The sequence below is a fragment of the Methylobacter psychrophilus genome (assembly GCF_025583945.1).
Taxonomy (GTDB): Bacteria; Pseudomonadota; Gammaproteobacteria; order Methylococcales; family Methylomonadaceae; genus Methylobacter_C; species Methylobacter_C psychrophilus.
Window position 1 is genome coordinate 81970 of the sequence record NZ_JAOEGU010000011.1, and the last position, 22280, is coordinate 104249.

Here is a 22280-nt window from a genome sequence, read left to right on the forward strand (position 1 = left end):
TTCAGAGGTGTATTCATGAAAACGATAGTCAGGCTGTTTTTTGCCGGTTTACTGGTGGTTTCGATTTTTGCTTTTAACGTAAGGGCTTTTGCAGAGGTGGCCGCTTTATTGCCGGATAAAAGTTCTGTGTCAGTTGTATCATCAGCGGATATTGAAGTATTCGTTCGCAATGGCTGCCCTCATTGCGCTAAAGCCGAGTTGTTTTTGCAGGCGCTAAAACGTGAGCAACCCGCTTTGACGATTATTATTCATGATGTGGCTCAGGAATCTTTAGCCTTGGAACAATTACAGCAACTTGTCAAAAATCAAGGCTTGGGTGTTGTGAGAGTACCGGCTTTTCAAATAGGCGGGCAATTGATTATCGGTTTCTCTGATGAGATAACCAGCGGTCAACTGATTCGGAGTGCTTTAGCTAAAATGCAAACACCAAAGAATCAGCTGACTTCGGAGAGTTGTGAAGCGGAGCAATCCTTGTCCTGCGAAGCTGGCGCGGAAGTTTCAAACCAGGCAGCGGAAGCCTTTTTTCTTGATTTCTTTGGACACAGATTGGCGCTGGATGAGATCGGTTTACCGTTATTTACGTTGGCAATGGGCTTGCTGGATGGTTTTAATCCTTGTTCACTATGGGTGTTGATACTGATGATTTCGTTGCTTGCGCCAATGAATAACCGATTGCGCATGTTCGCCATTGCTGGTGCTTTCGTTACTGTTGAAGGACTGGCTTATTTTTTATTTATGGCAGCCTGGCTTAATTTTTTTCTGCTTATTGGCTTGTCCCGTATCTCGGAAATAGTGATTGCCGCTATTGCTCTTTTGGCAGGGTTGATTAATCTTAAAGATTTTTGGTTTTACGGTCGTGGTGTTTCGCTGTCGATACCTGATGCTGCAAAACCCGGTATTTATGCCGGAATGCGGGGGATTTTACAGGCGAAAAATCTAATCGGTGCCTTAATTGGCGCTGTGATATTGGCTATTTTAGTGCAGATCGTTGAATTTATGTGTACATCAGGCTTTCCAGCGCTGTACACAAGAATACTGACATTGAAGCGGTTGGACAGTATTAGTTATTACAGTTATTTGCTACTTTATAATGTGGCTTATATGTTTGATGACGTTATTATCTTGGCTACAGGCATTATCACCTTAAGTCAACGGAGGCTTCAGGAAAGGGAAGGGCGCTGGCTAAAATTAATCAGTGGCATGGTCATGGTGGGGCTGGCCATTTATTTGCTGGTAACACCGGCTTGAGTTATGCGTTTTTATTGTGGAAGACTCCGGCCAAAGGCATCGCTATCGGTATTAAAATCTCCACGGCTCTGGCCTCCGGAAGCATAAACCAGGGTTGCAGCGGCTTGGAGTAAACTGGCGCGGCTGTCGATTTCGGTATAACGGGCGCGTGCTAAATCCTTTTGCGCGGACAGCAGTTCTATCACCGTAGAAAAACCGTGAGTATAGGATTCTTGTGTGGCCTCATAAGATTCTTCGGCCGCTTTTAACAAGGCTAAGGCAAACTCGCGTTTTTCCAATGTTGTTTTGGTATCGGCATAAGCTTTCCAGATATCGCGCATAATTTCCAGACGAAAAGCATCAAGTTGGGCTTTCGATGCCTCTTTTCTTGCCTCTGCTTCATGCACGGCATTAGTCCGTTCAAAGCCATCAAATAAAGTCCATTCGACGTTTAGCATGGTGGTATTAACCATATTACTTGCCGTATAGCTCTCATTGCCGGGTGGGTTTGTGTGTACACTTCCCCAATATTGATTACCAATCATGCCATTCAGAGAAATCTTGGGAAAAAATTCGGCTCTGGCTTTTTTCACTTCGGCTTCGCGTGCACGCAATTCCGCAAGACGTGCCATCAGATCGGGACGTTGCTCCAAGGCCTGATCGACAATTTTTTCGACCGACTGTACCAGTCCTGCCGGTAACGGCAGTTTACTCAAATCTATTAGTTGCAAGGAATATGACGGCGAAATGCCCAGATTAGTGGTCAGGTCGGCCTGTGTCTGAATTACCGAGCCACGAGCATCCTGGAGGTCATAGCTGGCCTTTGCCTGTTCTTGAATCGCCAATAGTAAGTCCGGGCGTGTCGCCAGACCTTTGTCGAATTTAGCTTTAACCGCATCAGTGCCGGCATTTGCAGCATTCAGTGTCTGCTTGGCGGCCGTTACCTTGGCAAGAACTGCCTGATAGGCAAAAAAACTGCTGGCAACCCGATAGGCGATTTCCTGATGTTTACGGTTGAAAGCAAAATTGGCAGCAGTCAAGCGCTGTGTGCCAGCATCAACCAAGGCCTCCCTGCGCCCAAAATCGAATAGTGTCCATGCCAAATCCAGGCTGCCAAAAGAAGAGTAACCGTTGGTTATCAAAGCGCTTCCGGGGATAGGGAAGCTGTTTTTGAAATATTGCCCGAACGCCATCGCCGTCAGCGTCGGATACCAGGCGCTGCGATTCCTTTCAAGCCGGGCGGCAGCGGCTTTCGCTTCCTCCCAGCTAACCCGGGTTTCCGGGTTGGCATGTAGGGCAAGATCGACCAGTGCAGGTAAATCATAGGTTATCTTGGTATCAATCAGGCTATCTTCAGGCACACGGCTGGATATGGCTGTTTGTTGCGTGCTTTTTTCCGTCTTGATCATATCCCAATAAACGGCACGGTCAATCGGCGCCGTCACAGTCGGTTTATCAAGTTTTACCATGCTTTGCGGCATACAAGCTGTCAAAGCCATTGCTGCCGGTATAGCCACGCTGATAAAGCCTCGCGGCAGCCATGACAACAATAGTCGCAAGTTACTGCACTTGCGGCGCTGCAATTTTCGCAAATTTAAAACACTCTGTTTAAATGTCAATTTAGTTGTCAAATGATGATATCTTGGAAAATTAATGGTGAGTGTCTGAACAGCAATATTATTACTTTAATAATATAATAAGACCGGAGCATAAATAGATCTAATAAGTACTTTACCATTTACTATGGTGTAATATGATAAAACAATTTTAGCAATTGTACCTGCTTCCATGTGGTCATCGATGCCTTTTAGTCTTCTGTAACCCTGATAGATATCTTATGCATTGACTATTTTACAGGGAATTGGCAATAGTGGATTCAAATACCAAAAATTGATACCTAAATAACTTAATTAATACCTTTGATTTTTTCAACTAATATCGATGGTTTAATTATCTGATCAATATCAAGATACGCGGTTTAAAATAAATCAAATGTACTTACGAATATTATTCAAGTTCAGTTTTCCTGCTCAAGTACAGAGTATGATATTTATGCGGGGATTACGGAAAGCCGGTTTTCTGGCTATTTCTGCGGTTTTTTTGACCGCTTGCGACCCGATGCTGAGTATTGAGGGTTCGTTTTGGCCTGCCTGGATTATCTGTATTCTTGCCGGACTGGCGGTAAGCATGGCGCTAATGTGGCAATTGGTACGACACAGACTGGCACCTTATCTGGGGCCACCACTGTTGATTGTTCCGAGCTTATGGGCGTTATGTACCTTCGGCATCTGGTTATTATTTTACTCGACGTAAACACGGGCGCCATCCATCATGGAAAACAGTCAAGCTGACCATCAGGTCATCAATCTTAAACGTCGCGTGCTGTTGGGCCGTATCATCGGAACGATAATCGTGCTGGGAGCATTAGCGACCGGCACTTTGGTCTGGCGTATAAATTATCAGCACCCCCGGACCAACGACGCGATGGTGCGGGCAAATATTGTCGGTATCGCTCCTGAAGTGAGTGGCCGGATAGTGGAATTGCATGTTGAAGATAATCAGTACGTCAGGCAAGGCGATTTGCTGTATGTGATTGATCCGCGTCCTTATCAGGCGAAACTGGCTCAAGCCAAGGCGGAATTACAGGTGGTGGAAAAAGACGTCGATTCAAGGCGAGCCTCCAGCGGTTCCGCCGAGCTGGCTATTGAGCGACTGGAACATCAACGCGTTGCGGCCGGTGCGGAAGTTAAAAGGATTGAGGCCGAGGATGAATATTTACATAGCTATCTGGAACGTCTTGAGCCATTGGCCGAGAAACAATATGTCACCACAGACCAGCTCCAGCAAGCCCGATCCAAGTACGCCGCATCACGTGCAGCGCTGGCAGATGCAAGTGCCAAGGAGCTTTCGGCGCGGAGTGCGATAGATGAGGCAAAAAGCGAGAGCCGCCGCGCCGTATCAATGATTGCCCAGGTTGGTAACGTTAATGCCCGCATTGAAGCGGCCAGGGCGCTGGTTACCTCTGCCGAACTGGACGTTGAATACTGTTCGGTGCGCGCGCCTTTCGATGCCTACGTAACCAACCTGAATACTCGCGAAGGTGAATATGCCAAGACCGGAATGCAAATGTTCGCCCTGGTCGATGATCGCCACTGGTATGCCATCGCCAACTTCAAAGAAACTTATCTGCAATCCATTCACCCCGGTCAGGAAGCCGATGTGTTCTTGGTTGGTTATCCGGGAAAGCGCTATCGGGGTGTGGTAACCGGCATCGGCTGGGCTAATTATCCTGATAATATGAAGCAGCAAGGTGTATTGCCGGAGGTTCGGCGCACCCTGAACTGGGTTGTCCTTGCCTCCCGATTTCCGGTGCGTATTGAGATTCAAGAACGCGACCTTGAGCATCCGCTACGCATGGGCATGACCGCCTTTGTCACTATTCTGGATCGCCCTGCCGAAACTCAGAAGCTGTCGCCAGGCAGTGAAAAGGGAGCCACAACCCCTCAGGTTCCGTAATGAATAAGGGCGATACGCAGCACACTTCTGATCTGCACAAAAGACCAAGCAAGTTATGGTTTGGAACCAGCCTGGCACAATTCCTGAAAGTTGAGCTCAAAGATTTTCCGGGGCGGCGGGTTGCTACCTTACGTTTGTTTATGGTTTCACTGATTATCGTCCTGGTCAGCCAAACCTTGCAGGTGCCACCGTTGGGGGCCATTGCCATTCTCATCTGTTTGAGTTATGACGCCTATGCGAATGCCGGCCAATCACTGGCATTCGGGATGCGTCAGTTAGGGTATCTGATCGTGACCACCTTGGTGTCGGTATTTACGCTTATGTTGGCCGGCAATGATCCCTGGCTGTTACTACCTTTGTCTTTCATAATACTGGCTGTCTCCCTGTTTCATGCCCGTCTGATCGCTTGGCCTACCGGTATTGCCCTATGGTATTCGATAGCGGTGCTGTACAACCCCAGCACGCCCGATGAAAATATTTACCAAGCCTTGTGGAATATCCCTATCATCGGTGTATTGGCTATCGGTACATGGACAGTGGTGCACCTGACTATCAAACCGCAAGATCCGCTCAAATTACTGAAAGCGAGCATCGCGGGACAATTGGCGGTAGTGGAAACCATTTTAAGTGCACGCTTGGCTGACAGCGGTGTGAAGATCCATGACCGGGTAATCCGGAAATTCTCCAGTGCCGGCAGCTTCGGTAAAATATTGGGCTTGTTGGATAATGCAGAGCTTATACATCCTGCCATGCGTCAACAGCATGATACTTACCTTGCCCTGCTACTGGAAATCGATGGCTTGCGAGAAACCGCTATTTGGCTGGATCAAGTGTTGATGGCAGAATATCGCGCTCAAGCCATGAATCAGGAAAAATTAAATGTTTATCTGGCGCTGCAAAGTGCGTGTGTGCTGCTCAGGCAGGGCGTGGAAGAATATCGTGATACTTCCGGACCAATAGCGATGCTATTAATTGATGAGGTGCTGTACAGTTATACCTTGCAAACCAATCCTTCACTGTTAACCGCGATTTGGCGGTCGCTACAACGCAGTGCCGAATTAATGCATAACTTACATTCGCCAGCATCAGTGTCTGAAATTAAAACCTTGGCGACCGAAACTAATAGTAATTACGTTGACACCAAGCTTCCAACCTGGTTTGGCTATGAATTTTGGGCAACGCATGCCGACAGCCTGCAATTCGGGATTAAATTTTCTCTGGGTGCCATACTCTGTGCATTGATAGTTGAAAGTCTGGGCTGGGCGGATATAAACACCGCCATACCCACTTGTTTGGTCGCGGCACAAACCAGTCTCGGTGCCGACTATCGGTTATCGATACTGCGTTTGTCGGGCGCTTTGCTGGGCGGGCTCTGCGCCTACTTTTATGTACTGGTGTTTCAGTCGCAGCTTGATACTATCGTAGACTTTGCGTTGGTAACGATCCCTGTCTGGGCTATTGCCGCCTGGATTTCTGCCGGTAGTGAACGCATCGCCTATCTGGGACGCCAGCTCGGATTCTCGTTCGCGTTATTCGTTTTACACGATTTTGGTCAGGTCACCGATTTATATTTACCGCGTGACCGGGTTAGCGGCATTTTGTTGGGTATCATTGTAATGGGCATAATCGACTATGCGCTATGGCCACGGCGTTCGATTGTGCTTGCTCGTCACCATAGTGCTACGGCATTGCATACACTTGCCAGGTTTACGACCCGGCTGCCGGATTTAAATCTGCTGCTCAAGCATACATTGCCATTGCGTTTGTCGGCAGAAAAAGATCTGTCTGTTGCGCAGGATTTGGTCATTCATGCGAGACTGGAGCCTGATGCCGGATTAAGTTATAAGGTTAACGAAAGAACAGCGCTTAGCGCGATTATTGATGAAGCCGGCAATTTGTCCGGCTTGTTACAGATTCGGCGACGCTATCGATTGCTAAGCGGTCAACAATTTAGCAGTTTTCCTGATGAGTTACAAAAACATAGTCGTGCTTTCGATGCGGTGTTGGCAACTGCCTTGGAGAATACCGCGTTAGTGCTGCAAGGCGAGCGACACGATGTTGCAACTGAGGTTACCAGCATTCACGCATTTTTGAAACAAAGTTACACTGAACACCATTGCATCGACCGCTTGCCAAGTGATTTAGCCATGGAATGGGAACTGCGATTCAGGCTGGATCAGCAAATCATGGAGTTGGTAGAGCATATTCAAAAAAGAGCCGTGGATATCGTTTCATATCGACTGAAAGCCGGCTTGACTATTGACTAGGTTTTTAGAAAGTCTTAAGTATTTGCGGTCTTTTTCTTCGCGTTTCTGGTGCCTTCGTGGTCATTTCTTATGGCTTGCGCAACCTGAGTTAGGTATGATGGTTTTTTTGAATTAGCCGGCCACTTATGTCTTTTATTAACAGTCTTCAACCCGAGCTTGCCAAGCTGCCTGATGAGTTGCGTCTTTCTGTAACGGTTACCCTAAAGCAATGGCATGAACAGCTGGCCGAACTTAATCTTGATTTTAAGCCGACACCGGAGATTAGCGCATCAATAGTCAAGGTTTGGTGCGCCAGTTTGTTTATTTCAGAAAGCGCACTGCGACAACCAGAGATAGTGGTTGATGTGGTTAATTCCGGTGATTTATCGACGATTTATACGGATCGCCATTATGCTGACAAACTGGCGTGTCTGCAGGTTGATAATGAAATCGAATTAATGCAGAAGTTACGGCGTTTTCGGCGCAGGGAAATGATCAGGATTGCCTGGCGTGATTTGGCAGGATGGTCTGAGGTATCTGAAACACTGGCTGACTTGTCTTGGTTGGCTGATGCTTGTATTCAATACGCCTTGGCTTTTCTCTACAATGAAGCTTGTGAAAAACGCGGAACTCCTTTATTGGCTGATGGCAGCCCTCAGCAGATTATTGTTTTGGGTATGGGGAAGCTGGGTGCGTATGAGCTGAATTATTCTTCCGATATAGATCTGATTTTTGCTTATGCAGAAAATGGCGTATTACCGGATAGAAAAGAAACCAGTTATGGTGAATTTTTTACGCGGCTGTGTCAAAGCCTGGTCAAAGTTCTGGATGAAATTACCATCGATGGTTTTGTCTTTCGTACCGATATACGTTTAAGACCTTTTGGTGATAGCGGCCCCATCATTATGACATTTGATGGTATGGAAAACTATTATCAAACCCAGGCGCGGGAATGGGAACGTTATGCCATGGTTAAAGCACGTCAGGTTGCTGGCGACTTTAAAACCGGAGCACAACTCATGGCGATGTTGAAATCCTTTGTTTATCGGCGTTATCTGGATTACGGCGCTTTTGAGGAACTGCGTTCCTTAAAGTTGCAAATTACCCAAGAGTTAAGACGTAAAGACCGTATGGAGAACGTCAAGCTTGGGCCCGGTGGAATCCGTGAAATTGAATTTATTGGCCAAGCCTTCCAGTTGATCCGTGGCGGTAATGAAAAGGCGTTGCAAACGCGCGGTATTCTGGATGTGCTGGAAATTCTGGGCAAACTGGAGTTGTTGGCTCCAAATGATGCCGAACAGTTAAGACAATCTTATTGTTTTCTGCGCAGAGTGGAAAACCATATTCAGCAATATCAAGACCTGCAAACGCATGATTTACCGACATCAGCGGCTGTTCAGCAGATACTGGCTTATTCATTGGATTATCCGGACTGGAATACCTTTAAAAGCCGATTGGATACGGTAAGACATCAGGTACATGCAGTGTTTGATCAGGTTTTTTCTATCACTAAATCGGCAGTGAAAGATCAGCATAGTCAACAGATTTGGAACGGTTTAGCCGATGATGAGGAATTGCTGGATAGTTTGAGCCGATATGGTTTTCATCAGCCTGCCGAAAGCTTGGCTGCCATTAAACAATTTAAAAATGCGCACTCAATCCGGCGTTTAACGGCTAAAGGTGCGAAGGTGCTTGATCGGTTGATGCCGTTTGTGATTGAGGCAATACAGCAGGTTGATAACACCGATGAAACTTCAAAGCGCATACTGGATTTATTTGAAGCGGTGGCCGGCAGAAATGTTTATTTAGCATTATTAGCCGAAAATCCGGATGCGCTGGCGCAAATGGTTCGTTTATCATCGGCCAGCCCCTGGATTTGTGATTATTTATCACGATACCCGGTATTATTTGATGAATTACTGGATACGCGTAGTTTGTTTGAACCGCTTAAAAAAGAGGATCTTGATAAACAACTGGTTATTTTACTGGCAGCTATTGAATTACAAGATCTTGAACAGTTAATGATTGCTCTGCGGCAATTTAAGCACACCAATATGTTAAGAGTTGCCGCTGCTGATATTATGGGTGTCATTCCGATTATGGTGGTCAGTGATTATTTGACCTACATAGCCGAAAGTATCGTTGCTCATGTCGTTGAGCGATCGTGGCTTATGTTGACTGACAAACATGGCTTTCCGCCAGGAAGTGATAATAATCCCAAAGGCTTTGCCGTTCTTGGCTTTGGTAAGCTGGGCGGTATTGAGCTGGGTTACGGCTCCGATCTGGATATGGTGTTTTTGTACGATTGCCCTGATGGTAATGTCCTCACCGATGGCGAAAAACCGATTTCCTGTGCCCAGTTTTATGGCCGGATGGGGCTTAAAGTCCGGCATATTTTGGATACCAAAATGTTGTCTGGTGTCCTCTATGAAGTTGATATGCGCTTACGCCCTAGTGGCGATTCCGGTTTATTGGTTACACATATTAATGTCTATGAAGACTATCTAAAAAGTCAGGCTTGGACATGGGAGCATCAAGCCTTGGTCAGAGGACGATTTATTGCCGGTGATGTTAATTTAAAGACACAATATGAAGCTATTCGCTGCAGGATTTTGAGCTTGCCCAGGGACTTGGTACTATTGAAAACAGAGGTACGCGAAATGCGCGAAAAGATGCGCGATGCCTTGGCAATGAAAGAATTAAACAAGTTTGACTTAAAACATAGTAAAGGCGGTATTGCTGATATTGAGTTTATAGTACAATTCGGGGTTTTATCCAGGGCTGCAAAAAATGAAGCTTTGACGACTTATACCGATAATGTCAGATTGCTTGAAGGTTTGCAGGAAGACGGCTTTATCTCTAAAACCGAGGCAGAAATACTCAAAGTGGCTTATTGTACCTATCGTGATTACGGTCACAAGCTGGTTTTACAAGGCGAGCGAGCCATTATCAATGAGGCCGAGGTCGGTGAATTGAGCACGCAGGTTGAGCAGATTTGGCATAAATTAATGGAATAAACCGTTAAGTAAAAATACTAATACACATTAATGTTGGAGAACAAATGATGACAATGGACGATAGAGACGGCTTAATTTGGCTGGATGGTGCATGGGTTGATTGGCGTGAAGCGAAAGTCCATGTACTGACGCATACCTTGCATTATGGATTGGGCGTGTTTGAGGGCGTAAGAGCCTATCACACTGAAAAAGGCACTGCTATTTTTAGACTGCAAGAACACACGGACCGCCTGTTTCGTTCTGCGCACATCATGAATATGGCCATGCCGTTTACCAAGGATGAGATGAATCAGGTGCATCGTGATGCGGTTGCCAAGAACAATCTGGATAGCGCTTATATTCGACCCATGTGTTTTTATGGTTCTGAAGGTATGGGACTTCGGGCGGATAACCTGAAGGTTCATGTCATGGTTGCGGCCTGGTCTTGGGGTGCCTATCTGGGCGCTGACAGCATCGAGCACGGCATTCGTATTCGTACCTCTTCTTACGTGCGCAATCATCACAACAGCACCATGTGCAAAGCCAAAGCCAACGGTAATTACATTAATTCCATTTTGGCTCTGCAAGAAGCGTTGTCGAATGGTTACGATGAAGCCTTAATGCTTGATCATGAAGGTTTTGCGGCAGAAGGCAGCGCTGAAAATTTGTTTATCGTCCGTAACGGTAAAATTTACACGCCAGAAACTACTTCGGCACTGGAAGGTATTACGCGTGATACCGTGATGACCATTGCCCGCGAACAAGGTTATGAAGTCATTGAAAAACGCATTACCCGCGATGAAATTTATATCGCTGATGAAGCCTTTTTTACCGGTTCTGCTGCTGAAGTAACACCAATCAGAGAGCTGGATAATCGTAAAATAGGTTGTGGTAGTCGTGGTGTCGTGACCGAGCAATTACAATCATTATACTTTGATTATGTACATGGACGTAGAGACGACCATGCCGAGTGGTTAACTTTCGTTAATTAACGTAAAAACGGCTGTTTTCCACGAAAAGCACGAAAGCCACGAAAAATAAAAAACAAATGAGACCATTGTATTGCATAGCCATTCCACGATGCCGATCGGAGTTTGTAACTCCGACCGGAATGTTTGACGGCTTCAATGAGTTGCAACCCCGTTACGTTTTATTCATTGAGTAAAAGCTTGCCATTTGCCATGTTTTTGAATTTTTTTGTGCTTTTCGTGTGCCAATTGATTTTTCCAGGATTAAGATTTTGAAGAAAACCCCCAGGATTCTGGTTGTCGGCCCGTCATGGGTTGGCGATATGGTGATGGCGCAAAGCCTGTTTATCACGTTAAAAAATGCCCACCCTTATTGTCAAATTGATGTTTTGGCACCGTCATGGTCATTGGCCTTACTGGAAAGAATGCCGCAAGTTGCAAAAGCCATCGCGATGCCTTTAACGCATGGCCAATTTGGTTTGCCGGACAGAATTAAGCTGGGCAGGGCATTACGGGTTGAAACTTACGATCAGGCAATCGTGTTGCCAAACTCCTGGAAATCGGCATTAATTCCTTATTTTGCCGATATCCCCGTTCGTACGGGTTATATTGGTGAATGTCGCTGGGGCTTGCTGAACGATGCCAGAAAGCTGGATAAAAGTTTACTGACCATGACGGTTCAGCGCTTTGTTGCCTTAGGCTTGCCCGATACTGCGCAATTACCACCTGAGTATGCTGTTCCTGGGCTTGTTATTAACCCGGATCAGCAAAATAGAGTTATCGAAAAATTCCATTTAAGCAGTTATTTTGTAGGTCGGGTTAGCGATAGCGTAACCCGACAAAATCATGCGTCTACTATTGGCTTACGCTTTCGCTCGGTCATTGCTTCTTTATTACTTCCTCGGAGTCATGAGCCAACTTATCCGTCTCTGGAGAAAATATTGGCCTTATGTCCTGGCGCTGAATATGGCGCAGCAAAACGTTGGCCTGCAAGTTATTATGCGCAAGTTGCACGTCAAAAAATTGCTGAAGGCTGGCAAGTTTGGCTGTTTGGCTCCGATAAAGATAGCGCGGCTGCCGAACAAATTAATGCCGAAGTTTCCGGGCAATGTATTGATTTTACTGGCAGGACATCATTAGCTGAAGCCGTTGATTTGCTATCACTCGTTGATGCCGTGGTGACTAATGATTCCGGTTTAATGCATGTTGCAGCCGCGCTGGATAAAAAAATAATCGCTCTTTATGGCTCGTCCGATCCACAATTTACGCCGCCACTGAATGCCAAGGCTCATGTAATCAGTTTACATCTTGATTGCTCTCCTTGTTTTAAACGTGAGTGCCCGTTAGGTCATACCCGGTGTTTGAATGATATAAAACCTGAGCAAGTGATTGCTGTTATTTAACGGGTGAGAGGTTAATTCTTGAAAATTGCCATTGTTAAGCTCTCTGCACTCGGTGATATTGTGCATGCGATGGTTGCGTTGCAATTTATTAAAGCGTGTTTACCAGCCATTCAAATTGACTGGATAGTGGAAGAGCGCTTTGCTGACGTTTTAAAAAACAACCCCGATATAGATCATGTTTTAACGGTCAATCTAAAAGCTTTAAAAACCAATAAGACAGGTATTTTTCAGGAGATCAAAAAGGTCCGAAATTACGCACTCAATAACTATGATGTGGTTATTGATGCGCAAGGGCTTATTAAATCAGCGGTTATTGCAAAACTGCTTGGTAAGCACCTCGCCGGTTTCGATGCCGATTCAATCAGGGAAAAAGCGGCTTCCTGGTTTTATAATGTCAAATTAGCCTGCGCTTACGATACTAACGCGATCGTCAGAAATGCCTTTGCCTTGTCCAGTCCTTTAGGTGTCAATATCACCGAGGCGCAAATCCATAACAAAAAACCGTTTTTATTTTTTAACAATGAAGATCCGCAAATTTATAATTTTTTGCAAAAAGATCAGCAAAACATTGTGTTAATTATTGGCTCAAGTTGGGACAGCAAAAATTATCCGGCGGAAAAATTTGTAAAAATAGCGGCAGCCTTGCAGCAAAATTGTCTGGTAGTGTGGGGTAGTGAGGAAGAAAAAGCCAAAGCAGATTGGATGTCTACACAATCTGATGCTATTAAAGTGCTGCCCAGACTGGATTTGAATAGTTTAAAAGCGCTGATTAGCCAGGCAGATTTATTGATTGGTAACGATACCGGACCCACCCACATGGCATGGGCTTTAAACCGACCATCGATTACTATTTTTGGCCCCACACCGACCAGAATGGCTTATCAAACCGACATCAATAAAGTCGTTAAATCGGCTTCCCTTGTCAATTCATACAAGCTGAACAGACAGGATGATTCGATCAAGGATATTGATGAAAACGAGATTATTGCCTTAGCAAAAACTTTGTTGAACTGAGCTTAATTTCCAGTCGAGAAGTGTGCTGTTCATACCTTTTCTTTGCAAAATCAGGTTATTCGGAATCTGGCGTTGAAAGAAGAAATCACAGGCTGTTTATCATTCGAATTTAACTGTGGAATCAGTGGGTACTTGGATTATTCTAAAACTCGTTATTTGTAAGTCGAATGGGATAACACGATAACACTTAATTGTACCTCCCTAAAAACTTTGATTTAGTTAGGTAATTACTAAGCTAACATCAATTCGAGCGTAAAATATGTTATGTCTCATACTGAAACCTTATACATATCGAATTATCAAAAATGGATCATCTTAAATTCAAAGGAACACATCTCTGGAATACTGCTTTTGGTGATGACAAAGCTTTATTTACAGATAAGCGCAATCTTTTAAAGTCCGAATATCAGAAGTTTCGAGAAAAAGTTCAAATTTTGGTTGGAAAAATATCTTCTGTATTACCTGGGCTCACGATTCATGATGTCAGTCATCTCGACGCTCTTTGGGAAACTGCTGACATTATTGCTGGAGAAAATTACCCTCTTAATCCTCTTGAAACTTTCGTATTCGGCGGTGCTGTTCTATTGCATGATGCGGCGATGTGCTGGGAGGCTTACGAGAATGGACAAGTCGGTGTCAGGAATACGATTGAATGGAAAGATGCTTACGCAATTGAATGTGACAAGAGTTTTGAATCCAATGATGATGAACGGCAAGCAACGGCTGATTTTGCTGCACTCAGATATCTTCATGCTCATCAAGCTGGAGAATTGATTTCAAGGTCTTGGATGCATCCAGATACCATGGAATCCATTTATTTGATTGATGATACTGAAATACGAACTCACCTTGGACGATTAATTGGACGCATAGCATCAAGCCATCATTGGAATATCGATTCACTTCATGATTTAGGAGACCAGTTTAATGCACCACGAAACTTCCCAACAGAATGGCATATTGACCCAATCAAAATTGCATGTTTGTTGCGTTGTGCTGATGCGGCACATATCAATCAAGAAAGAGCACCTGATTTCTTATATGCTCTTATCAAGCGCCAAGGTTTATCCCAGCAACATTGGCAAGCCCAAAATCGAATAACTGGACCAGCTCTCGACAATGGCGATCAATCTGGGAGCACTATACTATTCACATCTAGTTTACCTTTTAAAGAAGATGATGCTGAATCTTGGTGGGTGGCGCATGATGCAATTTTATTGGTTAATGACGAAATACAAGCAACTAATGAATTGCTTAAGCAGCGTAAAAGAATTAATGCACCTCCATTTCAGGTTTCTAAGGTAAAGGGCGCAAGATCTATTGAAGAGCTGACAAAGCTTTTGCCTGTCGAGGGATGGAGCCCTTGCAAGGCTGAACTACACGTAAGCAATATTGAATCGCTGGTCAGAGATCTAGGCGGTGAGAAACTTTATGGTACGACCCATAAGTCCGATATTGTTTTTCGGGAATTAATACAAAATTCCAGAGATTCAATTGTTTCCCGGCGATTTATTGAACAAGGCTTTGACGGGGAAATTCATATTCGACTTGAAGAAATTGACGGAAACTCTTGGCTTTATATCGAAGACAATGGAATTGGAATGTCTCGTGAAGTCATGATGGGGCCTTTACTTGACTTTGGTAGTAGCTTCTGGAAATCAAGTTTAATTCAGAGCGAATTTCCTGGTCTTCGGTCATCTAAATTTCGTTCTGTAGGCCGCTTTGGGATTGGTTTTTATTCTGTATTTATGGTCGCTGATCGCGTGGAAGTCATTAGTAAGCGCTGGGATAAAGGCTTGGATGATACTAATCACCTTCTGTTTAAAACGGGCTTAAGCTTACGGCCAATTTATAGACGTGGCCGTGTTGATGATTTTAGTCCCAGCAACTCAACACAAGTTCGATTGCGGCTCCAGCCAAACATATTTCAAGATGACCTAAGGGTAAGTGTGAAGCCTCCTATAAGCGGCGCTATCGAGTTTTTTCCTTTATTATCGGACTATTTGGCCGCGATGGTAGTTGGTTTGGATGTAAAAGTGTCATTTAGCGCACCTAGTTCTACAAAGAAATTGATACACTCTGGACAGCCAGGGATTAATCCGAGCGGAGAAATATTACTAAGACAGTTATCTCTATCTGAATATCAAACAAACAATCTTGTCGTTAACGAATATATCAACAAAAACCATCATCGGCTTAGGCCAATAAAGTCAGATGATAGGATTTTGGGTTATGCCGCAATATCAACTACCCCGCAGGTTAGACGCTATCGTTTATGTGCACAGACAATCGGTGGACTATTATCAACTACTTATCATGGCGAAAAATTTCATTACATTGGCTATTTAGATCATAAACCATCATCCGCTAAGCGAGATGCTGGTTCAATTGAAGCATCTCCCGAATTGTTAAGTGAATGGGCAAATGAACAATTTCAAATATTAATTAACGATGATGCCAGTGATTTTGAACATTGTATTGCCAGTTTAAATGCCATTGAATTCAATATAGATCCTATGCCATTTGCAAGACTATTCGTTACAAAAAATGGCATAGGAAAGTTTGTCACTTATGAAGAGCTTGCATTAATTGCAGAGAAAGAACCAGTTGCAATCATGAAAACGATGATAGATGGAGATCATGCAGATTCATACCATTTTGAAAACGAAATGGACTTAGGAATTCTTTTGATAAATACTTGGTGGCTGAATAACAAATCTCTATCTCTTAAAATGAACGCAGAAGGGATACCTGAAGATTTGTTCAGCATTATTGGGTGTTTGCATCGGTCAGTGATTGCAAATGGTAGAGTTCTTAGGTGGTCAAAGATTCCCACGCGATTTACTTCAATGTTAGGACAAATGGAAAGATTGGAACTTGTTTCTGTTTAGTCGATATAACCTCAACGCATCCTTAGGATCGAAGCTTGTTCTTTGTATTCATAAGGCCTTACGGCAGATCAATTGTAGGGTGGATTTGCCGTAAGGTAATCAACCGCAGAATGTTGCGCGGATTGGCGGTATCGCGAAACCACCCTACATCATGGAGATATTTTTGAAACAATCCTTTTATGACCTGAACTATTCTGACTTGGAAATGGTTATAAATCAGAATAATTTAAACGACTCAGCAGCGTCGGTTCTGTTTAATTGGCATTATAAGAAAAAAGAAACGGCTCAATGCGTTGATAAAATTGCCAAATGCTCATCGGCCTTTTTTCAAAATACTTTCGACTTTTCTTTACCCGAAATCGATACGGTTCATGAGTCAAAAAACGATCGAACAGTAAAATTTCTTTTTAAGCTTAAAGACAATCATAAAATTGAAACTGTCCTTATTCCGTTTCATAATAAATACTCTATTTGCCTTTCATCGCAGGTTGGCTGTGCAATGAATTGTTCTTTTTGCTTTACCGGAAAACAAGGGCTTAAAAGAAATTTGACTACCAGTGAAATTGTTGGCCAGTTTATACAAGCTTGGCACTGGTTAGTGACAAACAGGCCTGGAGAAGAGCGGATTTTAAATATAGTTTTTATGGGGCAAGGCGAACCGTTACATAATTTTGATGCCGTTAAAAAAGCGTGCGAAATATTTTTATCCAAACACGGAGCTTCAATTGGCGTTCAAAAAATTACTATTTCAACAGCTGGTTATATTCCTGGACTTAAAAGATGGAGCGAGGAAATTCCTGGAGTAAACCTTGCGTTATCTCTTCATTCACCCTTTGAAGAAAAGCGGAATGAACTTATTCCCATTAATAAAAAATATCCGCTAGAGGAGGTGTTGGCAACTATTGACAAGATTCCTTTAAGTAAAAAGCAGTTTATTACTTATGAATATATTCTGATAAAAGATTTTAATGATGATCAAGATGATGCTAAAAAATTGGGATCGATACTGGCTGGTAAAAGTGCTTATATAAACTTGATCCCTTTTAACGCATTCCCGGGATCACATTACCAGCGTCCGGATTTGGATAAAATTGAAAAGTTTAAAGAAGTTTTAGATACCTTTAAAATTCCGACTTTAATAAGAAGTGTTAAAGGCGACGATGTATTGGCAGCCTGTGGACAGCTCAATTCTAAAAATTAAGTATACATTTTCACATAAATAATTCTATGTCGACAGATACCATCCCTTCAAGGGAAGTTATCTGTATGAGCTTACAGCTACGCTAATTAGAAATTTAATTTCTGAAAGTCTATAGCTACCAAGTGCCAGTGAATGAAGTCGGACCAAGTCAACAATATGTTTTCATGGAAAAAATACATAAAATCTGAAATTTAAGCAATAAGTCATCGAATGAGCCGGCGATTTTAATGTTACTACTTTTAGGCGTCGTTTATTGGCTGGCTACTAAGAGGCGACTGCTACTTGTGATTTTCTCGAAACATTGCAAGCACGAAAGTCAGCTATCAATAGGTGATTGCTTTGGAGTGGGTATTCGTTTTTTCGTTAAACGCTATAATCAAGCGCTTTTTTGATTAGGTTAAATTTTAACGTTTCAACAGTAAAATCCGAATACCCTAAAATGATAAGTCGCTTAAATGCCGTAACGATGCTGATAGTCTTTGATGGCGTTAAGCTGATCACTGGACTCTACTGTTAAATAAGCAATAATATTTTCCAAAGTAATGATGGCAACAACCGGCATGTTAAAACGCTCCTGAACTTCCTGAATAGCGGAGCTGTCGTTGAGGCCCTTTTCCTGGCGATCCAGCGCAATTAAGACGCCTGCAGGAATCGCGCCTGCATGCTTTATTATTTCTACCGACTCTCTGACGGATGTACCGGCAGTAATCACGTCATCCAAAATAACAACCTTGCCTTGCAATGGCGCACCGACCAGACTGCCGCCTTCGCCATGATCTTTTACTTCTTTGCGGTTGAAAGCAAAGGGAATATCTTTGCCGGTTAATTGAGCGTAGGCGATAGATGTCGTGCTGACCAGCGGGATACCTTTGTAGGCCGGTCCATAAAGAATATCCGGTTTTATGTCGGATTGAATCAATGCCTGGGCATAAAAATGTCCCAATTTTCCCAGTTGAGCGCCGGTATTGAAAAGGCCGGTATTGAAAAAATAAGGACTGGTGCGTCCTGACTTTAACAGGAACTCGCCAAATTTTAATACACCGCAATCCAGTGCGTAGGCGATAAAGTCTTTTTGATAATCAAGCATGTTAATAGTAAAGGTAAAAAGTAGAGAGAACCTTGAGCAAAATCAAGGCATGAATTTTTCTAAAATGTTGTCCATAAAATTCCAGCCTTGTTCTGAACAATAATAATGATTATTTTCATGGATAAGCAATTCTTGTTTCAGACAAGCCGATAACGCCGGTTCCAGTGTTGTTATATCAAGGCCGGTTGTTGCTTGATAAGTGTCCAGAGTAAAGCCCTGTTTTAGGCGCAAATGATTCATAATAAATTCCAGTGGCAGTTCAGCGACAGCAATAACTTCAGAGCCGCCGTTTTTATGCGTATCAGTTAAATATTGTTCCGGACTTTTGGGTTTAAAGCTGCGGATAATCTGTTGGGGTAAAGTTTGCGTTATTTTACCGTGAGCGCCTGCACCTATGCCTAAATAATCACCAAACTGCCAATAATTTACATTATGCCGACACTGTAAGCCCGGTTGGCTATAGGCTGAAACCTCATACTGCTGATAACCCTGATCAGCCAATAGTTTTTGGCAGTGCTTTTGCATGCTAAAAATAAGCTCATCATTGGGTAATTGAGGAGGAAATTTATGGAAATAGGTATTGGGTTCCAATGTTAACTGGTAAAAAGAAATGTGCGTAGGTTTCAGACCGATAGCGGTTGCTATATCGGTTTTGCTGTCATCAGGACTGGAGTCCGGCAGGCCAAACATCAAATCCAGATTAAAATTTTCAAAACCGGCCTGATGCGCTATTTCAGTGGCAATAATGGCTTCGTGGGCCGAGTGTACTCGTCCCAGTTTTTTTAACAATTTATCGTTAAAACTTTGTATGCCGATAGATAACCGGTTAATTCCCAAGGCTCTGAATTCGGCAAATTTATGGCTTTCAAAAGTACCAGGATTAGCTTCAAGGGTAATCTCAATATCTGTTTTTAACGCAACCTGTTGTTCTATTCCGCGTAACAAGCGATTGATAGACTCAGGAGAAAACAGGCTTGGCGTACCGCCACCAATAAAAATACTGCTGATAGGGCGAGTGATATTGTAGAGCATTAAGTCTTTGGATAAATCACTCAGTAATGCGTCAATATAGGCAGCTTCGGGGGTGTCGCCTTTAACGGCATGTGAATTAAAGTCGCAATAAGGGCATTTTTTAATGCACCAGGGGATATGAATATATAGACTCAGTGGCGGCAAGGGAATTTTAACGATGAGTTTAAAAAGTCGTCAGTTTAGCATTATTTTGTTCTGGATCAGAGTTGATTGGCTTGATTATTTGCCTGTTTGGTGAAATTTACTGGTTCAGACTTTGATTTGCTGGTGCTTTATTTTTTAATATTTAGCTCGTTAGAAATAATCGGCAGTGGGTAGTGATTGGCGGATGGATAATAACTCTGCAACCTAAAAATTTTGTTAGTATTTGATGTAATAAAAGGATAATCAAGAAGGGAATACCTGATCAACTCATTTTGGAGTCGATCAGGTATTTCATTTTTGGAGCGGAGCAACCTTTTTGATTTAAGTCAGATAAACAGCATTATTCACCAATGGATGCTGTTATGTGAGTGATCGCTTGGTTAATATGTTCTGTTGCAACATCAGCATGATCCATCTCAGCATGTTTTATTGCGTCATTAAGGTGTGTAACTGCTTCTGTCATGTGTATTTTAGGATTACCTTCCAGTACTTTTTCAGCACTTTGTGCATGCTCAAGAGCTGTCTTTGCATGCTCAGCCAAAACACTTGTGTGGCCAGCGTTGCCATGTATGGCGGCAGATTTTGCATGTTCCAGTGATTGAACTGAATGGGTTTTTGCAGGTTTTTCAGCCGGCTCAACTGCCGTGGATTTTTCAACGGCTTTTTCGGTTACTTCAGCCGGTTTAGCTGCCGTGGGTTTTTCAGCAGCTTTTTCGGTTACTTCAGCCGGTTCAGCTACCGTGGGTTTTTCAGCAGCTTTTTCGGTTACTTCAGTTGGTTCGGCTATCGTGGTTTTTTCAGCAGCTTTTTCGGTTACTTCCGCTGGTTCAGCTGCTGTGGGTTTTTCAGCGACTTTTTCGATTGTTTTATCTGGTACGGCTGCCGGACCTTTATACGGAACGTAAGCCGCAGATACTGTTCCTGTGAACAGGGTCGCAGCGGTCAGGAATGTAACGGATAAAATCTTTTTATACATTTTAATGAGTATCAAGGGAATTTCCTTTTTTTCTTAAAGACGTTAAGTAAAGTATTGGATATTTCACAGGCACTTATTAGGCGATTTTATTAACTATTCGTGATTAATAAAACACGATTATTAAATTGCCCGCTCTTAAACCATAACAGTAAAAGAACGGAATATCTACCCCTTTTAGCCATCAAGAATGTCGATTAACCGGGATATTTACTCTTAAATAGTGGTATGGTCAGGAGTTCCAATAAAATTGATTTTTTACCTTTTTTATAAGGATGTCGAATGGTTTTGAAATCTCCTGATCACCTGACTGCTGTTGGCTACAGTAGTTAATTTTCAACTAGTAAAGCGCTTTGATACTTATCCCGATAACAATGGTAACGGTGACTATAAAAAAGTTAATAATACTGTCTTGCCGAGCATTTTCTTTTTTATATAATTGGCAAAAATACAGCTGAAACTGGAAATATTTGGCTGTGCTTTTACCGCCTTTAGGGCTTAAATCACAAAAAAACAGATATAAGCAGTAAAGATAATGAGTGGCTAAATAACTAGCTATTGATAAGGTGTGGTGACGTTGTCGAATTCTATGGGAGCTGTTTCTTGAGGAACTGCCTTTTGTAAAATGGGCACAGGATCTCCATCCAGGGTTTGCAATGCCTGATCCAGGGCTTCTTGGTTGAAAGCGGGTAATTCCTCTTGAGTCGCTTTTTTGATTAACCTTAACGCGACTGCATGGCGCTGATCAAAAGTCGTTTTTACGCCTTCCAGATCAGGATGTGCTTCAATGTAAAGTGTGCTGTTCAGCCATCCCACTTTGATAGGTTGTTTGACGATATAAACCGGTGTGCCGACGCTGGCCCTATAATATAATTCTTCAATATCATTCGGGTACATGCGCACACAGCCGTGCGTAATTTGCATCCCAATACCGTAAATCTTGTCGATATCGGTGCCATGTATGAGGTAACCGCGCAAAGCCAAATATAGCGCATAAGCACCTAGCGGATTATGAGGGCCTGGAGGTACAACTCGAGGCAATGGATCGTCGTTTCTGGCATGTTCGCGTCGTATCGATTCAGGAGGATACCAACTGGGATTTCTCACTTTTTTTGAGACCCTGGTATAGCCCAACGGTGTTCTCCAATCCTGTCTGCCTATTCCGGTAGCATATGACATAACCTGAGCAGGCATATCTGGTTGAGCGTTTGGATAATAGTAGAGACGATATTCAGACAGGTTTAAAACGATGCCTCTATGTGGCGTATCAGGAAGAATTCGCCGGTTAGCCAAACGCACAACTTCGCCTTTTTTTACCAGCCAACGATCAACTTTTTGATTTAGGTGAACGATTTCCATTTGTCCCAGCGAAAATCGCAAGGCGATGTCCAATAAAGTTTCGTCCTGCTTGGCTCTTATAAAAACGGTATTATCCGGATATTGAGTTATAACATTATCATCCGGGTTTTCAGGGAGATTGTAGGTTGTCGCGGATGCCGTTCTGGTAGCAATAAACCATAACATCAGAATAATAGTTAGATCACGAAATCTCATGACAGCAATTCCTTAGTGATAAGCTACA

The 22280-nt window shown here is 43.3% G+C and carries 15 protein-coding genes; 10 read left to right on the top strand and 5 right to left on the bottom strand.

Going from position 1 to position 22280, the window contains the following annotated elements; genetic code table 11:
* Positions 1-15 precede the first annotated feature (15 nt).
* Positions 16-1248, top strand: coding sequence for a glutaredoxin family protein (locus tag N7974_RS07770; protein WP_262965061.1), 1233 nt, complete (start codon positions 16-18; stop codon positions 1246-1248).
* Positions 1249-1259: 11 nt separating this feature from the next.
* On the opposite strand, the gene N7974_RS07775 is transcribed toward N7974_RS07770, so the two are convergent.
* Positions 1260-2786 (bottom strand): TolC family protein, encoded by a 1527-nt coding sequence (locus tag N7974_RS07775; protein WP_262965062.1) that lies wholly within the window; start codon positions 2784-2786, stop codon positions 1260-1262.
* 493 nt (positions 2787-3279) lie between these two features.
* Here N7974_RS07775 and N7974_RS07780 point away from each other — a divergent pair, with 493 nt between their 5' ends.
* From N7974_RS07780 to rlmN, 9 genes are all read left to right on the top strand, one after another.
* Positions 3280-3540: a YtcA family lipoprotein gene (locus N7974_RS07780; protein WP_262965063.1), complete on the top strand. Its 261-nt coding sequence runs from the start codon at positions 3280-3282 to the stop codon at positions 3538-3540.
* An 18-nt stretch (positions 3541-3558) separates the two neighbouring features.
* Complete coding sequence (locus N7974_RS07785; RefSeq protein WP_262965064.1) at positions 3559-4743, top strand: HlyD family efflux transporter periplasmic adaptor subunit; 1185 nt, start codon at positions 3559-3561, stop codon at positions 4741-4743.
* A complete protein-coding gene (locus N7974_RS07790) occupies positions 4743-7010 on the top strand; it encodes an FUSC family protein (protein ID WP_262965065.1) in 2268 nt (755 codons plus the stop codon). The genes N7974_RS07785 and N7974_RS07790 overlap by 1 nt, the downstream gene beginning before the upstream one ends.
* Positions 7011-7135: 125 nt before the next feature.
* Positions 7136-10006 carry a bifunctional [glutamate--ammonia ligase]-adenylyl-L-tyrosine phosphorylase/[glutamate--ammonia-ligase] adenylyltransferase gene (gene glnE, locus N7974_RS07795; RefSeq protein ID WP_262965066.1) on the top strand — a complete coding sequence of 957 codons (2871 nt, stop codon included), beginning with the start codon at positions 7136-7138 and terminating at the stop codon, positions 10004-10006.
* Positions 10007-10053: 47 nt separating this feature from the next.
* A complete protein-coding gene (locus tag N7974_RS07800) occupies positions 10054-10977 on the top strand; it encodes a branched-chain amino acid transaminase (protein ID WP_262965085.1) in 924 nt (307 codons plus the stop codon).
* Between the two features lie 299 nt (positions 10978-11276).
* Positions 11277-12356, top strand: coding sequence for a lipopolysaccharide heptosyltransferase II (waaF, locus tag N7974_RS07805; RefSeq protein ID WP_394813077.1), 1080 nt, complete (start codon positions 11277-11279; stop codon positions 12354-12356).
* 18 nt (positions 12357-12374) lie between these two features.
* Entirely contained in the window at positions 12375-13370 is a 996-nt protein-coding gene (gene waaC / locus N7974_RS07810; protein ID WP_262965068.1) for a lipopolysaccharide heptosyltransferase I, read from the top strand.
* A gap of 305 nt (positions 13371-13675) precedes the next feature.
* Positions 13676-16261, top strand: a complete 2586-nt coding sequence (locus N7974_RS07815) for an HD domain-containing protein (protein ID WP_262965069.1) — start codon at positions 13676-13678, stop codon at positions 16259-16261.
* A 163-nt stretch (positions 16262-16424) separates the two neighbouring features.
* Positions 16425-17462 (top strand): 23S rRNA (adenine(2503)-C(2))-methyltransferase RlmN, encoded by a 1038-nt coding sequence (gene rlmN / locus N7974_RS07820; protein WP_262965070.1) that lies wholly within the window; start codon positions 16425-16427, stop codon positions 17460-17462.
* 451 nt (positions 17463-17913) lie between these two features.
* Here rlmN and pyrE read toward each other — a convergent pair whose 3' ends face one another.
* From pyrE to N7974_RS07840, 4 genes are all read right to left on the bottom strand, one after another.
* Positions 17914-18549 (bottom strand): orotate phosphoribosyltransferase, encoded by a 636-nt coding sequence (gene pyrE, locus N7974_RS07825; protein WP_262965071.1) that lies wholly within the window; start codon positions 18547-18549, stop codon positions 17914-17916.
* 42 nt (positions 18550-18591) lie between these two features.
* A complete protein-coding gene (hemW, locus tag N7974_RS07830; RefSeq protein WP_262965072.1) occupies positions 18592-19725 on the bottom strand; it encodes a radical SAM family heme chaperone HemW in 1134 nt (377 codons plus the stop codon).
* A 340-nt stretch (positions 19726-20065) separates the two neighbouring features.
* Positions 20066-20716: a small metal-binding protein SmbP gene (smbP, locus tag N7974_RS07835; RefSeq protein ID WP_262965073.1), complete on the bottom strand. Its 651-nt coding sequence runs from the start codon at positions 20714-20716 to the stop codon at positions 20066-20068.
* A 537-nt stretch (positions 20717-21253) separates the two neighbouring features.
* The gene (locus N7974_RS07840; protein ID WP_262965074.1) at positions 21254-22252 is read right to left on the bottom strand and encodes a L,D-transpeptidase family protein; all 999 of its coding nucleotides are present in this window, start codon (positions 22250-22252) and stop codon (positions 21254-21256) included.
* Positions 22253-22280 lie beyond the last annotated feature (28 nt).